The following is a 14,676-nucleotide window of genomic DNA, read 5'->3' on the forward strand; positions in this document are numbered from 1 at the left end:
ATCTAGGCCGCAGCCCACGCCTGCAAACTCAAATGCGCCTTCTCCCCCGGCGCCAGATGCAGGCTGTCGGTGCCACCCGCCGCCGCTTCAACACACACAAACTCCGAGATCTCATCCCAGGTCACGCCCAGCAACGGCCGCGCGCCCGGATGCCACACCACGGTGTCCGCGCTGTCACCGGTATCGATGCACAACTCGCGCTGCCAGGCGTGATCCTTGAGCTGTAATTCGCCGTCGTGCTGGAACACTCGCTGACAGCCACCATCGACCCGCAACTCGCCTTCCTGCTGGCAAACCTCACGGTTCAACTGGTCGTAACCCTGCGCCCCTTCGAGCCCAGACAGCGCTATCTCACTCACGTCACCAATACGCCAGTACGCGTGCAAAGCCTGGCTCAACTGGCACGGCATGTCGTCCTGATGCTCGGTGCTCAGGCGCAATTCCATGCGTTCGCCCAGGTGTGCGTGCAGGTCCACCTGCCAGTCGCACAGCTGCAATTGCCAATGCAGGCGCACGCCGTCCTCGGCGCTGCTGCTGTCGAGCAGTTTCCAGTCCAGCAGGCGTGCCCAGCCATGGGATGGCCATGCGTTTTCGCTCGGGTGACGGCCATACCATGGCCAGCACACCGGCACGCCGCCACGAATCGCGCCGACATGCGGCCATTTCGCCGCGCACCACAACCACGGCTTTTGCCCGCGCGGTTGAAAATGCAGCAATTGCGCGCCCTGGCGACTGAACACCGCCTGACACAGCGGATGATCGATCACCAGCACATCGCGCATCTGATAGCGCTCCCAGGCGAACACCGGACGTTCGCGCAAGGATTTGAAGAAGCGTTGCAGCGGATGCTCATGCATGGGCCACGGTTCCAGATTCAACTTTCATGGGCTGCGACACCCCTGTCCAAAAAAAAGCGGACAGCCTTGGCTGTCCGCAAATATGCGCACATAGAGAGGAGCTTATCGCAGACGCGTCAGAACGTAGACTGAATTTTCAGGCCAGCGACCAAAGCGTTATCCACTTCATCCACACCGCCCGGATGAGTGATGTATTGCAGGTTCGGGCGCACGGTCAGCCAGTTGGTCACGTGGAAGCCGTAGTTGATCTCGTAGTTGTATTCGGTTTCACGAATCGGCGAGAACACCGGATTGTCGTAATCCGAAACGCCATTGGAGACGTTAAGCAGTTCGGCGTTTTTCTTCACGTCATCGTTGACGTGAATACGCGCAGCACCGATACCGAAGTCATCCTTCGGACGCGCATCGAACAGACCTTTGTACACAAACATCACGGACTGATAGTTGTCGATGAAGTTGGTGTCCTTGTCGTGGAACGTGGCGTTGGCGGCGATGCTCAGACCACGGCTCTTGTCACCGTTGTGGCTGGTGAGTTGTTGCTGTGCAACGAACCAGTAACCGTGCTTGCTGCTGTGGGTACGGTAGGCATCACCGGTGGTCGCCGCGTCGAAACCGTTGACGTCTTCGCGAACGTCGTCGGCATCGGCCGTGCTCTTGTAATAACCGACACGGTATTCGCCCGGCAGGCTGTTCGGGTTAGGCAACCAGACCAGTTCCACTGGCAATACGGTGCCTTTGGTGCCACTGCCGCTCAACTTGAAGCCGTTGCCATGTTCCAGCTGCGACGGGTTCTGGTTGTACGCACCGATCTGCGCGTAGAGCTCGTCGTTGATGTTGTATTTGACGCGAATGGCCGCCTGGCTGACCGGCCAGTTGTACCAGATGTTGGTCGCCCAGTTACCCACTTGCGAGCCGCAGAACGCCAGGTTCTGGAACTCGCACGGGAAGGTGTTGAAGTCTTCGCCTTCGCCGAAGTAACCGGCCTTGACGTCGAGTTTGTTGTCGAAGAACTGGTGTTTGATCCACAACTGGGTCAGCCGCACCATGTGGCCACGACCGTAGACTTCCTGCGAGGAGCTGAGTGTGCCGGCACGCGGATCGCCAACACGGTCGTTGGAAATGTTTTCGCCATTACGGTTGGTCAGCTGGATCTTGGCCTGGGTGTTGTCCCAGCCCCACAGTTTTTGCAGGTCCAGCGCCACGCCCAGACCGAACTGGTCGGAGTAGCGCGCCGTCTTGTCGTTGTTGTAGCCGCCGTGAAGGTTGCCGCCCACCTCACCGACGTAGTCCATCTTGATGTCGATGCCCTGCTCGATCAGCTTGGTCCGCTCGCCACCCCAGTCCCCGGTCAACCACTCCGAATCGGAGCTGAACGCGTCAGCCGCGTGGACGCTGCCGGCCAGCATCATTGCCGCAACTGCTGACAACTGGCCGATTCGCTGAGCGTTGTTGTTCTTCTTCATCCCTACATCCTCGTTTTATTGTTATTAACTGTTCTTCTTATTTAACGCGGTTTACATCTGATGCGGCGCGCGACAGGCCACGCACCGCGTGCTCCCTGCGGGAACGGGCCTGCCCGCTCCCGCCTGTGTTCATCAGCGACCCTTGAACTGGGCCACGTTGGCGCTGTGCGGTTCGGCTTTCGGCAGGCCCGCAATCCCCAGGCGTTCGCCGGACTGGGCGTCGAACAGCAGCACTTTCGACGGATCGAACTGCAGGGTCAGGGTTTCGCCCACCTGCGGTGCCACGTCCGGCGCCAGACGGCAGCAGACCTTGGTGTCGTTGAGGTTGACGAACACCAGGGTGTCCGGACCGGTCGGCTCGGTGACCTGCACTTCAGCCTTGATGCTCGGCAGGCCATTGCCCTCGCCGTTCGCCAGCGCGATCTGCTCCGGGCGCAGGCCGAGGATCACTTCGCGGTCTTCGAGACCGGCGTCCTGCATTGCCATCGGCAATTCGCACCGGGCCTGGCCGCTGTCGAGCAGCGCCACCAGACGGCCGTCCTTGCGTTGCAGGCGCAGTGGAATGAAGTTCATCGGCGGCGAACCGATGAAGCTCGCCACGAACAGGTTGGCCGGGTCGTTGTAGATCTCTTTCGGCGTACCGAACTGCTGGATGATCCCGTCCTTCATCACCGCCACTTTATCGCCCAGGGTCATTGCTTCGATCTGGTCGTGTGTCACGTAGACCGTGGTGGTTTTCAGGCGCTGGTGCATCAGTTTCATTTCGGTACGCATCTCGACGCGCAGCTTGGCGTCGAGGTTGGACAGCGGTTCGTCGAACAGGTAGATCTTCGGACGACGCGCCAGCGCACGACCCATCGCCACGCGCTGCTGCTGACCGCCGGAGAGCTGGCCCGGCTTGCGATTGAGCAGGTGCTCGATCTGCAACAGCTTGGCCACGCGGGCGACTTCTTCGTCGATCGCCGACTGGCTCATCTTGCGGATCTTCAGACCGAACTCGATGTTCTCGCGCACGCTCATGGTCGGGTACAGCGCGTAGGACTGGAACACCATGGCGATGTCGCGATCCTTGGGGCTCATGCCGCTGACGTCCTGGTCACCGATCATGATCGCACCGCCGGTGATGGTTTCCAGGCCGGCGATGCAGTTCATCAGGGTCGACTTGCCGCAGCCCGAAGGCCCGACGAGGATCAGAAACTCACCGTCCTTGATCGACAGTTCGATGTTCTTCAGGGTGTCCGGCAGGCCGGCACCGTAGGTCTTGTTTACATTGCGAAGTTCGAGCGTAGCCATGATTACCCCTTGACTGCGCCGGCCGTCAGCCCGCGCACGAAATACTTGCCTGCGACCACATAGACCAGCAGGGTCGGCAGCCCGGCGATCATCGCCGCCGCCATGTCCACGTTGTATTCCTTGGCCCCGGTGCTGGTGTTGACCAGGTTGTTCAGCGCCACCGTGATCGGTTGCGAATCACCACTGGAGAACACCACGCCGAACAGGAAGTCGTTCCAGATCTGGGTGAACTGCCAGATCAGGCAGACCATGATGATCGGCGTCGACATCGGCAGGATGATCTGGCGGAAGATCGTGAAGAAGCCCGCGCCATCGAGACGCGCCGCCTTGATCAGCGCATCCGGAATGCTCACGTAGTAGTTACGGAAAAACAGCGTGGTGAACGCCAGACCGTAGACCACATGGATGAACACCAGGCCGGTGGTGGTACTCGCCAGGCCCATTTTGCCGAGGGTGAACGAGGCCGGCAGCAGCACGGTCTGGAACGGCAGAAAGCAGCCGAACAGCAACAGGCCGAAGAACAGCTGCGAACCGCGAAAGCGCCAGAACGACAGCACGTAGCCGTTCAATGCACCGATGGCGGTGGAGATGATCACGGCCGGCACGGTGATCTTGATCGAGTTCCAGAAGTAGCCGTCAACGGTGGCCCAGGCTTTCACCCAGCCAATGCCGCTGACCACGGTCGGCCAGCTCAGCAGGTTGCCGGTGGAGATGTCTTCCGGGGTCTTGAAGCTGGTCAACAGCATGACCACCAGCGGTACCAGGTACAGCAGGACCGCGAGGATCAGCACCGCGTAGATCGCGATGCGACTCAGGCTGATGGCAGGTTTCGAAGCGAGACTAGTCATGACGCTTGGTCCTCAGCTCGGAGTACAGGTAAGGCACGATGATCGCGAGGATCGCACCGAGCATCAGGATTGCACTGGCCGAGCCCATGCCCATCTGTCCACGGCTGAAGGTGAACGAGTACATGAACATCGCCGGCAAATCGGAGGAATACCCCGGGCCGCCGGCCGTCATGGCCGCCACCAGGTCGAAGCTCTTGATCGCGATGTGCGCCAGAATCATCACCGCACTGAAGAACACCGGACGCAGGCTTGGCAGCACCACTTTCCAGTAGATGCGCGGCATGCTCGCGCCGTCGATCTGGGCAGCGCGGATGATCGATTGATCGACGCCACGCAGACCGGCGAGGAACATCGCCATGATGAAGCCCGAGGCTTGCCAGACCGCCGCGATCACCAGGCAGTACACCACGCGATCCGGGTCGATCAGCCAGTCGAGACGGAAGCCTTCCCAGCCCCAGTCCCGCAGCAATTTGTCCAGGCCCATGCCCGGGTTGAGCAGCCATTTCCACGCAGTACCGGTGACGATCATCGAGAGCGCCATCGGGTACAGGTAAATGGTGCGGATAAAGCCTTCGCGACGGATGCGCTGGTCGAGGAACACTGCCAGCAGCACGCCGATCACCAGGGTGATGCCGATGAACATGCCGCCGAACACGGCCAGGTTCTTGCTCGCCACCCACCAGCGGTCGTTGTCGAACAGGCGCTCGTATTGCGCCAGCCCTGCCCACTTGTAGTTCGGCAGGAAGGTCGACGTGGTGAACGACAGGACAAACGTCCAGAGGATATAGCCATAGAAGCCCACCAGAACGATGAACATGCTAGGCGCCAGCACCAGTTTCGGTAGCCAGCGCTGCAATGCGTCGAACGGCGAGGCCTTGCTGAACACAGCAACAGAACTCATGGGAAGATCCAGTAGAAGGATTAAGAATTACGGATGCGATCCCTGTGGGAGCCAGCCTGCTGGCGATTGCGTTGTGTCAGTTCACACTTTCGGTGGCTGACGGTCCGCTATCACGAGCAGGCTCGCTCCTACAGGCCAAGCATTACTTGGCAGCCTTGATGGCAGTGCCGAGTTTCTTGGCAGCGTCGGCCGGGTCGGCTTTCGGGTCGTTGATGAAGTTGGTCACGACATCAAAGAACGCACCCTGCACGGCCAGCGTGGTCGCCATGTTGTGCGCCATGCTCGGTTGCAGGCCGCCGCTCTTGGCGTCTGCCAGGAAGTCCTTGGCAGCGGTCTGGGCGCAGGAATCGAAACCGTACTTGCCCATGTCGGCGAGCATGTCGTTGCGCACCGGAATCGAGCCCTTGTTGATGCTGAAGACTTTCTGGAAGTTTTCACCCAGCACGACTTTGGCGATGTCCTGCTGACCGGCCGCGGTGCCCGCGTCCTTCTGCTTGAACACGGCCAGCGAGTCGATGTTGTAGGTGAACGCCTTGTCGGTGCCCGGGAACGCTACGCACTCGTAGTCCTTGCCGGCGACTTTCTTGGCGGCGGTCCATTCGGACTTGGCCCAGTCACCCATGATCTGCATGCCGGCCTTGCCGTTGATGACCTTGGCCGCTTCCAGGTTCCAGTCCTGGCCTTTGCCGTCCTGGTCCATGTAGGTCGCGACTTTCTTCAGCTCGGTCAGGGCCTTGACCATTTCCGGGCCGGTCAGGGCAGCGTTGTCCAGGTCGACCAGGGCTTTCTTGTAACCATCAACGCCCATCACCGACAGCACGACCGCTTCGAACACGGTGCTGTCCTGCCAAGGCTGACCGCCGTGGGCCAGCGGGATGAAGCCCGCAGCTTTCAGCTTGTCGCCGGCGGCGTAGAATTCTTCGAGGGTGGTCGGGGCTTTTTCGATACCGGCTTTCTTGAAGACTTCCGGGTTGATCCACAGCCAGTTCACGCGGTGAATGTTCACCGGCACGGCCACGTAATCACCTTCGAACTTCACGGTGTCGGAGACTTTCTTGTCGAGCAGGCTGTCCCACTTCTCGGACTTGGAAACGTCCTTCAGCACGTCAGTGTCGAGCAGACCGGTCGACGCCCATTCCTGGATGTCCGGGCCCTTGATCTGGGCAACGCCTGGCGGGTTGCCGGCTACTGCGCGGCTTTTCAGCACGGTCATGGCCGTTGCACCGCCACCGCCGGCGACAGCGCCGTCTTTCCAGGTGAAACCGTCTTTCTCGACTTGTGCCTTGAGCACATCGACGGCAGCTTTTTCGCCACCGGACGTCCACCAATGCACGACTTCCACCGAACCTTTGGATTCGGCAGCGGAAACACTCAGGGGCAGCACAGCGAGCGGGAACAGGGAGGCGACAGAAATGACAGTAGCGAGGCGAGAAATCGCATTCATCTGAGATGTACCTTTCTTGTTGTTATGCATGCAAGTCTGGTGCTTGCGCTGCACACGAGTTTAAACAGAGCGTTTCCCCCCGCAGGTAACGAAGGGACGCGCGAATGTCACCACATGGTTACACAGGAACGCTTCGAGACAGGTGTGCCAGAGCACTGGCCATGCTCGGTGCCAGCGGCAGACGCGGAATCAGAACAGCCTGCCAGGCGTGGTACAGATCCGGTTTGCCCGCCCAGATATCGGCACTTGGACGGTTTTGCGGGTCGAGTTCGTGATGCCAGCTGCCGTCGCAGCGGTCGATGAAATACGTTTCGCAAAATTCCCAGAACAGGCGATACCAGGTTTCGTACTGCGCATCGCCGGTGCGTTTGAGCAAGGCACTGGCGGCAGCGCTGGCCTCGGCGTGGGTCCAGTGCAGGCGATGACGCACCACCGCTTTGTTGTTCCAGTCGAGGGTATAGACGATGCCCGGCGCACCATCGACATCCCAGCCATGGCGGCAGTTTTGTTCGAACAGCTTTTGCGCATCGGTGGCCAGCCAGCCGGGCGTGAGCATGCCGGCCTGAACCCGCGCGGCTTCGAGGTGCAGCAACAGCCGCGCCCACTCGAAACCATGGCCCGGCGTGGTGCCGTAGGGACGGAAACCGTCGGCGGGATTGTCGTGGTTGTAGTCGCGCAGCGGTTGCCAGTCGCGGTCGAAATGCTCGATCACCAGGTAATCGTTGGCGGCAGCGTGCCCGTGAATCACCCGCTCGACGATGCGTTGCGCACGCACCAGCCAGCGCGGGTCTTCGGTGACATCGGCCAAGGCAAGGAAGGCTTCGGTGGCGTGCATGTTGCTGTTGGCGCCGCGATAGGCTTCCTCTTCACGCCAGTCGCGATTGAAGAACTCGCGCATGGCGCCCTCTTCTTCGCTCCAGAAATAGGTGTCGATGATGTCGATGGCGTCATCCAGTAATGCCTGCGCACCGGGGCGTTGCGCAACCACCGCCGAACTCGCCGCGAGGGCAACGAAAGCATGCAGATAAGCGTTCTTGCCGGTGTTGCCGTCACGGTGTTCGGCGACGGCGAACCAGCCGCCGTGCAGCGCATCGCGCAACGGGCCGCGCAGGGCTGCAATGCCGTGATCGACCAGCTCGGCGAATCCCGGCAGGCCCTGAATGTGGGCCATGGCGAAGCTGTGGGTCATGCGTGCGGTGTTCATGGTTTCGGCTTGCGCGCCGGCCTGGAGCTGGCCGCGCTCATCGAGATTGCCAAACCCTTCGGGCAGCCGTGAAGCCTTGGCAAATGCCAGCAGGCGCAGGCCTTCATCGGCGAGCCATTGCTGGTGGGCAGGGGCGTTCAGCCAACTGCTGAAGCCCGGATTGAAATGATCCATGGGTGGCCTTTTTTGTTGTTATGACTGCGGGCAGTCTAAACAACGGGCCGGGAGGGGCTTGTAACGAAGGGGGCGGGTTTTGTCACCGACTAGTGACAATCAGATCAATCCGCCGAACGCGGCAATTGCAGGGTCACGCGCAATCCGCCTTCGCGCAGGTTCTGCAGCGTCACTTCACCGCCATGGCTATGGGCAATGTTGCGGGCGATCCCCAAACCGAGACCGTAACCCTGCTGCTGTCCCGCCAAGCGGAAGTGCGGCTCGAACACCTGCTCCAGCCGCTGCTCCGGCACGCCCGGCCCTTCATCGTCGACATGCAGCACAAACGCACGATCATCGTCATCGATGTGCAGGTGGGCGTTCTGCCCGTACTTCAACGCGTTGTCGATCAGGTTGCCGATGCAACGCTTGAGCGCCAGCGGCTTGCCCGGATACGCCGCCAACGCCCGCCCCTGCTGCGTCACGCGACCATTGCCGGCCGGCGCCAGATAGGGTTCCACCAGGCAGTCGAGCACATGGTTCAGATCAACCGGCTCGATGTTTTCGTGGATGTCGGTGTCCTTCACGCATTGCAGCGCGCCTTTGACCAGCAGCTCCAGTTCGTCCAGATCGCGGCCGAACTTGGTTTGCAGCTTCTCGTCTTCCAGCAGTTCGACCCGCAGGCGCAGTCGCGTAATCGGTGTACGCAGGTCATGGGAAATCGCGCTGAACAACTGGCTGCGCTCGGTCAGGTAACGGCTGATCCGCTCGCGCATGGTGTTGAAGGCGCGACCCACTTCGACCACTTCGCTGCCGCCGCCCTCGGCCACCGGCTCGACATCGGCGCCCAGCGACAAATCCCGCGCGGCCCGTGCCAGACGCTTGAGCGGCCGGCTCTGCCAGTGCACCAGCAGGCCGATGAACAGCAACAGAAAACCGCTTGTGAAGACGATGAACCACACCTGCTGGGTCGGCAGGCCTTGCTCTTCGAGACTGGTGTAGGGCTCGGGCAACAGCGAGGCGATGTACAGCCACTCACCCGGCGCCAACTGAATCTGGGTCACCAGCACCGGTGGATTCACCGGTTCCAGCGTCAGCGCGTAATGCGCCCAGGAACGCGGCAACTCATCGAGCTTCAACCCGGCGTTGAAGATCCGTAGGTCATCGGGGCTGACGAAGGTCACCAGAATGTCGGTGTCCTGGCCCAGCAACTGACGCAGCACTTCATCCACCGCTTTCAGCACCGCCGCCTTGCGCGGCGTCACCGGCAGCACTTCCATGCCCAGCGGTTTGTCATTCAGCGTCACCACAAAACGCGTGCCGCCCATGCTGCGCAATTGGTCGAGCACCAGAGGCCGATAGGCCACCGGCAACGAGCGGAAATAACTGACGCTGGCGGTCATCGAATGGGCGAGGCTGCGGGCGCTGGTGACCAGCCCTTCGAGCTGGGTCGCACGCAATTGGGACACCCAGATCACGCTGGACAGGGTCTGGGCGAACAACACCGCGAGCAGCGTCAGCAGCAGCATTCGCCCAAGCAGCGAACGCGGCATCGGCACTTTGCGCGCGGTGGTGCGCAGGAACTCAATGACCATTGCCGGCAACCACATTGGCTGCCAGTTGGTAGCCGCTGCCGCGCACGGTGCGGATCAGGCGTGGCGGTTTTTCGGTGTCGCGCAGACGCTGGCGCAGGCGGCTGACGGCCATGTCGACGATGCGGTCGAGGGGCATCAGGTCGCGGCCACGGGTGGCGTTGCCGATGGTGTCGCGGTCGAGGATTTCCTGGGGATGATCGAGGAACAGTTTCAACAGGGCGAAGTCGGCGCCGGACAGAATCACTTCCTCGCCGTCGGCGTGAAACAGCCGATGGCTGACCATGTCCAGCCGCCATTCATCGAACGCCAGCACTTCACTGCCGCCACGTTCCTGGCCGAATTGGGCGCGGCGCAGCAGGGCCTTGATCCGGGCTTGCAGTTCGCGGGGGCTGAAAGGTTTGCCGAGGTAATCGTCGGCGCCGAGCTCCAGGCCGATGACCCGGTCGGCTTCGTCGGAACTGGCGGTGAGCACGATGATCGGCACCTGGGCCTGACGCGGATGCTGGCGCACCCAGCGGCACAGGCTGAAGCCGTCTTCATCGGGCAGCATCACATCGAGGATCACCAGATCGCTCGGCGCTTCATTGAGCGCCTGACGGAAACCGGCGCCATCCGCCGTGGCCCGTACCTGAAAACCCGCGCGGGTCAGGTAGGTTTCCAGCAACTCGCGTATCTCCTGGTCGTCATCGACCAACAAAATCGACTTGTTGACTGAGCTCACTTCGAAGGCATCCTTGTTGTTGGAATTGGGCGGATTATGCCTGATGTGTTGATTGTTCCCACGCTCGGCGTGGGAATGATCATTTACCGGATTGTTCGAGCGCCACTCCTGCACCGACGAGCCCCGAGTACGGCGCTGTCACCAACCACACCGGAATTCCCTTGAAGTAATCGCTCATGCAGCCCTTGTCGGCGAAGCTGCGGGCGAAACCGCTTTCGAGGAAGAAATCGGCAAAGCGCGGAATCACGCCGCCCACGATGTACACCCCGCCACGGCCGCCGGTGGTCAGCACGTTGTTGCCGGCCACGCGACCGAGCCAGCAGCAGAACTGCTCCAGCACTTCCAGGGCAATCGGGTCGCCTGCAAGACCTGCCGCAGTGATGGCTTCCGGTGTGTCGAGTTTCGGTTCATGACCATCCACCGCGCAGATCGCCCGGTACACCCGCGGCAAGCCGCCGCCGCTCAACGCGGTTTCCGCGCTGACGTGGCCGATCTCGTTGTGGATGTGCTGCCAGAGCTGGGTTTCACGCGGACTGCTCAGCGGCAGATCGACGTGACCGCCCTCTCCCGGCAACGCGGCAAACCTCCCTTCACCGAGATCGAGCAAGGTGCCGACACCCAGGCCAGTGCCCGGGCCGATCACCACTGCCGGGCGCAATGGCTCAGGCGTGCCTTCGCAGACCACGCGGAATTCGCCGGGCTGCAAACGGGTCATGCCCAGGGCCATGGCCGAGAAGTCATTGATCAGCAACAGCTGATCGACCTGCAAGGTCTGGCAGAACGCCTTGCGGCTCAGGCGCCAGTGGTTGTTGGTGAACTTGAATTCATCACCGCTCACCGGCCCCGCCACCGACAGGCACACCGAACCGATGGCGCCCGGCGCCAGACCGAGCCCGCTCAGGTAGAGGCCGATCGCCTCTTCCGGGCTGGCATGGTCGGCCGTGGCCAGCACCTGAACCGATTCGAGCTGCTGATCTTTCCACAACGCAAACCGCGCGTTGGTGCCTCCGATGTCACCGACCAAAGCCAGTTTCAATTAAGCGTCTCCAGGGCAGAAGTGAAGGCGCTGGCGCCCTGCTCCGCCGAGCTGAAGGCCAAACGCATGAAGCCAAACAGTTCGCGCCCGCTGCCGATGTTGTTGCCCAACAGGCCTTTGGCGGGTTCGCGCGCTGCGAATTCGGCGGCGTCCACCTTGAGTTCCAAAGTGCCTTTGACGCCATCGACGCGGATGATATCGCCCTCTTGCACGCGCGCCAAAGCGCCGCCGACATAAGCCTCGGGACTGACGTGAATCGCCGCCGGGATTTTCCCCGACGCGCCGGACATGCGCCCGTCCGTCACCAGCGCCACCTTGAAGCCGCGATCCTGCAGCACACCAAGGAACGGCGTCATCTTGTGCAGCTCCGGCATGCCGTTGGAGCGCGGGCCCTGGAAGCGCATCACCGCGACGAAATCCTTCTCCAGCAGACCGGCCTTGAAGGCGTCGGCCAGATCCTGCTGATCCTGGAACACCATGGCCGGTGCTTCGACGATCTGGTTTTCCAGCGCCACGGCGGACACCTTCATCACGCCGCGACCGAGGTTGCCTTCCATCACGCGCAAGCCGCCCTCTGCCGAGAACGCACGGGCCACCGGGCGCAGGATGTTTTCGTCGAGGCTGTCGGTCGGGCCTTCGCGCCACACCAGCTTGCCGTTATCGAGGAACGGCTCCTTGGTGTACTGGCTCAAGCCGTGGCCGAGCACGGTGTTGACGTCTTCGTGCAGCAGACCGGCTTCGAGCAGTTCGCGGATCAGGAACGACATGCCGCCCGCCGCCTGGAAGTGGTTGATGTCAGCCTTGCCGTTCGGATAGACGTGGCTCAGGGTCGGCACGACTTCGGAGAGGTCGGCCATGTCCTGCCAGGTCAGTTGAATGCCTGCCGCCATGGCGATGGCCGGCATGTGCAGGGTGTGGTTGGTCGAGCCGCCGGTGGCGTGCAGCGCGACGATCGAGTTGACCAGCGCCTTCTCGTCGACGATTTCGCCGATCGGCAGGAAGTTGCCATTCTGTTTGGTCAGGCGCGTGACCTGATGCGCGGCTTCGCGGGTCAGGGCCTCACGCAGCGGCGTGTTCGGGTTGACGAACGATGCGCCCGGCAAGTGCAGGCCCATCACTTCCATCAGTAACTGGTTGGTGTTGGCGGTGCCGTAGAAGGTGCAGGTGCCCGGGCTGTGGTAGGACTTCATCTCCGATTCCAGCAGCTCTTCGCGGGTTGCCTTGCCTTCGGCGTACTTCTGCCGCACGTCGGCTTTTTCCTTGTTGGAAATCCCCGAGACCATCGGCCCGCCCGGGACGAAAATCGTCGGCAAGTGACCGAAACGCAGGGCGCCCATCATCAGGCCCGGCACGATCTTGTCGCAGATGCCGAGCATCAGCGCGCCGTCGAACATGTTGTGGGACAGCGCCACCGCCGTCGACATCGCGATCACTTCGCGGCTCGGCAGGCTCAGCTCCATCCCCGGCTCACCCTGGGTCACGCCGTCGCACATGGCAGGCGTGCCGCCGGCGAACTGGCCGACCGAGCCGATTTCGCGCAGGGCGTTCTTGATCTGTTCCGGGAAGACTTCGTACGGCTGATGCGCCGAGAGCATGTCGTTATATGACGAAACAATTGCGATGTTCGCCGAGTTCATCATCCGCAGGCTGTGCTTGTCTTCGCTGCCACACCCGGCCACGCCGTGGGCGAAGTTGGCGCATTGCAGCTTGCCGCGCATCGGCCCGTCGGTGGCGGCGCCGCGAATCAGTGCAAGGTAAGCCTGACGCGTGGCGCGGCTGCGGGCGATAAGCCGTTCGGTGACCTCAAGAACGCGGGGATGCATGTGTAGAACTCCAGGCTAACGGATGTGGCGACCTGATTGTCTATGCTGATCAAAAGCCCGTTCGCGTGGGATGACGAACGGTTTTCTTGATCATTCGGACCAGTTGATTCAGGTCACTCGTTGTAGATAAAACAAAATATTGCCACTAAAAAGGCTTGTTTTCTATTTTTATGCGAATAATCTTGTAATTCCAACAACAAAACGACGGCGGCGCTGTTCAATGACTCTTCGAATCGCAATCAATGGTTTTGGCCGCATCGGCCGTAATGTCCTGCGCGCACTGTATACCCAAGGCTATCGTCAGGATTTGCAGATCGTCGCCATCAACGATCTGGGCGACAGCGCGATCAATGCGCATCTGCTCAAGTACGACACCGTTCATGGCACATTCGACGCCGAAGTGGCTCATGACAACGAGAGCCTGACCGTCAACGGCGACCGCATTTCGGTCAGCGCCATCCGCAACCCGGCCGACCTGCCCTGGGCCGCGGAAAAGATTGATGTGGTGTTCGAATGCACCGGTCTGTTCACCGACCGGGCCAAAGCCGCTGCGCATATTACCGCCGGCGCACGCAAAGTGATTATCTCGGCCCCGGCCAAAGGTGCCGATGCCACCGTCGTTTATGGCGTGAACCACGACATTCTGCGCCAGTCGCACCAAATCATTTCCAACGCCTCATGCACCACCAACTGCCTGGCCCCGGTGGCCCAGGTGCTGCACCGCGAACTGGGCATCGAAAGCGGCCTGATGACCACGATTCACGCCTACACCAACGACCAGAACCTGACCGACGTTTATCACACCGACCCGTACCGCGCCCGCTCCGCCACCCAGAACATGATCCCGAGCAAGACCGGCGCTGCTGAAGCCGTGGGCCTGGTGCTGCCGGAACTGGCCGGCAAACTGACCGGCATGGCCGTGCGCGTGCCGGTAATCAACGTGTCGCTGGTTGACCTGACTGTACAGTTGAAGCGCGAAGCCTCGGCCGATGAAGTCAACGCATTGATGAAAGCGGCGAGCCAGCATTCGAAGATCCTCGGCTACAACACCCTGCCGCTGGTATCGAGCGATTTCAACCACAACCCCCTGTCGTCGATCTTCGACGCCAACCACACCAAATCCACCGGTAAACTGCTGAAAGTGCTGGCCTGGTATGACAACGAGTGGGGCTTCTCCAACCGGATGCTCGATAACTGCCTGGCGCTGTGCAACGCGGAATAAAACGCCTAACCCCTGTGGGAGCGGGCTTGCTCGCGAATGCGGTGGGTCAGTCGACATATTTATTGCCTGACACGACGCTTTCGCGAGCAAGCCCGCTCCCACAGGGTTGATTTCAA

At 61.3% G+C, this 14,676-nt stretch carries 12 protein-coding genes; 1 reads left to right on the forward strand and 11 read right to left on the reverse strand.

From position 1 onward, the window contains the following. Window positions 1-2: 2 nt before the first annotated feature. From CAG25_RS06115 to edd, 11 genes are all read right to left on the reverse strand, one after another. The gene (locus CAG25_RS06115) at window positions 3-857 is read right to left on the reverse strand and encodes a D-hexose-6-phosphate mutarotase (RefSeq protein WP_085610785.1); all 855 of its coding nucleotides are present in this window, start codon (window positions 855-857) and stop codon (window positions 3-5) included. A gap of 116 nt (window positions 858-973) precedes the next feature. Then, window positions 974-2,320: a carbohydrate porin gene (locus tag CAG25_RS06120; protein WP_085610786.1), complete on the reverse strand. Its 1,347-nt coding sequence runs from the start codon at window positions 2,318-2,320 to the stop codon at window positions 974-976. Between the two features lie 132 nt (window positions 2,321-2,452). Continuing rightward, a complete protein-coding gene (locus CAG25_RS06125; protein WP_085610787.1) occupies window positions 2,453-3,613 on the reverse strand; it encodes an ABC transporter ATP-binding protein in 1,161 nt (386 codons plus the stop codon). Between the two features lie 2 nt (window positions 3,614-3,615). After that, window positions 3,616-4,461: a carbohydrate ABC transporter permease gene (locus tag CAG25_RS06130; RefSeq protein WP_007951164.1), complete on the reverse strand. Its 846-nt coding sequence runs from the start codon at window positions 4,459-4,461 to the stop codon at window positions 3,616-3,618. Next, complete coding sequence (locus CAG25_RS06135; protein ID WP_011335609.1) at window positions 4,454-5,362, reverse strand: carbohydrate ABC transporter permease; 909 nt, start codon at window positions 5,360-5,362, stop codon at window positions 4,454-4,456. Before CAG25_RS06135 ends, CAG25_RS06130 begins: the two co-directional genes overlap by 8 nt. A gap of 142 nt (window positions 5,363-5,504) precedes the next feature. Then, window positions 5,505-6,806: an ABC transporter substrate-binding protein gene (locus CAG25_RS06140; protein ID WP_085610788.1), complete on the reverse strand. Its 1,302-nt coding sequence runs from the start codon at window positions 6,804-6,806 to the stop codon at window positions 5,505-5,507. Window positions 6,807-6,924: 118 nt separating this feature from the next. Next, window positions 6,925-8,184: an AGE family epimerase/isomerase gene (locus CAG25_RS06145; RefSeq protein ID WP_085610789.1), complete on the reverse strand. Its 1,260-nt coding sequence runs from the start codon at window positions 8,182-8,184 to the stop codon at window positions 6,925-6,927. Between the two features lie 104 nt (window positions 8,185-8,288). Then, entirely contained in the window at window positions 8,289-9,716 is a 1,428-nt protein-coding gene (locus tag CAG25_RS06150) for an ATP-binding protein (RefSeq protein WP_178076449.1), read from the reverse strand. A 31-nt stretch (window positions 9,717-9,747) separates the two neighbouring features. After that, window positions 9,748-10,479, reverse strand: a complete 732-nt coding sequence (locus CAG25_RS06155; RefSeq protein ID WP_085610791.1) for a response regulator — start codon at window positions 10,477-10,479, stop codon at window positions 9,748-9,750. 79 nt (window positions 10,480-10,558) lie between these two features. After that, complete coding sequence (locus CAG25_RS06160) at window positions 10,559-11,515, reverse strand: glucokinase (RefSeq protein ID WP_085610792.1); 957 nt, start codon at window positions 11,513-11,515, stop codon at window positions 10,559-10,561. After that, window positions 11,512-13,338 carry a phosphogluconate dehydratase gene (gene edd / locus CAG25_RS06165; protein WP_085610793.1) on the reverse strand — a complete coding sequence of 609 codons (1,827 nt, stop codon included), beginning with the start codon at window positions 13,336-13,338 and terminating at the stop codon, window positions 11,512-11,514. The genes CAG25_RS06160 and edd overlap by 4 nt, the downstream gene beginning before the upstream one ends. A 220-nt stretch (window positions 13,339-13,558) precedes the next feature. Here edd and gap point away from each other — a divergent pair, with 220 nt between their 5' ends. Continuing rightward, window positions 13,559-14,560, forward strand: a complete 1,002-nt coding sequence (gap, locus tag CAG25_RS06170) for a type I glyceraldehyde-3-phosphate dehydrogenase (RefSeq protein ID WP_064598953.1) — start codon at window positions 13,559-13,561, stop codon at window positions 14,558-14,560. The last annotated feature ends 116 nt before the right edge of the window (window positions 14,561-14,676 follow it).

This window comes from Pseudomonas sp. B16(2017), from assembly GCF_002113205.1.
In the GTDB taxonomy this organism is placed as follows: domain Bacteria; phylum Pseudomonadota; class Gammaproteobacteria; order Pseudomonadales; family Pseudomonadaceae; genus Aquipseudomonas; species Aquipseudomonas pharyngis.

What these genes read in the sequence shown, in the direction of transcription:
- CAG25_RS06115 (WP_085610785.1), bottom strand. Translation starts at nt 857, where the DNA reads ATGCATGAGCATCCGCTGCAACGCTTCTTCAAATCCTTGCGCGAACGT.
- CAG25_RS06120 (WP_085610786.1), bottom strand. Translation starts at nt 2,320, where the DNA reads ATGAAGAAGAACAACAACGCTCAGCGAATCGGCCAGTTGTCAGCAGTT.
- CAG25_RS06125 (WP_085610787.1), bottom strand. Translation starts at nt 3,613, where the DNA reads ATGGCTACGCTCGAACTTCGCAATGTAAACAAGACCTACGGTGCCGGC.
- CAG25_RS06130 (WP_007951164.1), bottom strand. Translation starts at nt 4,461, where the DNA reads ATGACTAGTCTCGCTTCGAAACCTGCCATCAGCCTGAGTCGCATCGCG.
- CAG25_RS06135 (WP_011335609.1), bottom strand. Translation starts at nt 5,362, where the DNA reads ATGAGTTCTGTTGCTGTGTTCAGCAAGGCCTCGCCGTTCGACGCATTG.
- CAG25_RS06140 (WP_085610788.1), bottom strand. Translation starts at nt 6,806, where the DNA reads ATGAATGCGATTTCTCGCCTCGCTACTGTCATTTCTGTCGCCTCCCTG.
- CAG25_RS06145 (WP_085610789.1), bottom strand. Translation starts at nt 8,184, where the DNA reads ATGGATCATTTCAATCCGGGCTTCAGCAGTTGGCTGAACGCCCCTGCC.
- CAG25_RS06150 (WP_178076449.1), bottom strand. Translation starts at nt 9,716, where the DNA reads ATGCCGCGTTCGCTGCTTGGGCGAATGCTGCTGCTGACGCTGCTCGCG.
- edd (WP_085610793.1), bottom strand. Translation starts at nt 13,338, where the DNA reads ATGCATCCCCGCGTTCTTGAGGTCACCGAACGGCTTATCGCCCGCAGC.
- gap (WP_064598953.1), top strand. Translation starts at nt 13,559, where the DNA reads ATGACTCTTCGAATCGCAATCAATGGTTTTGGCCGCATCGGCCGTAAT.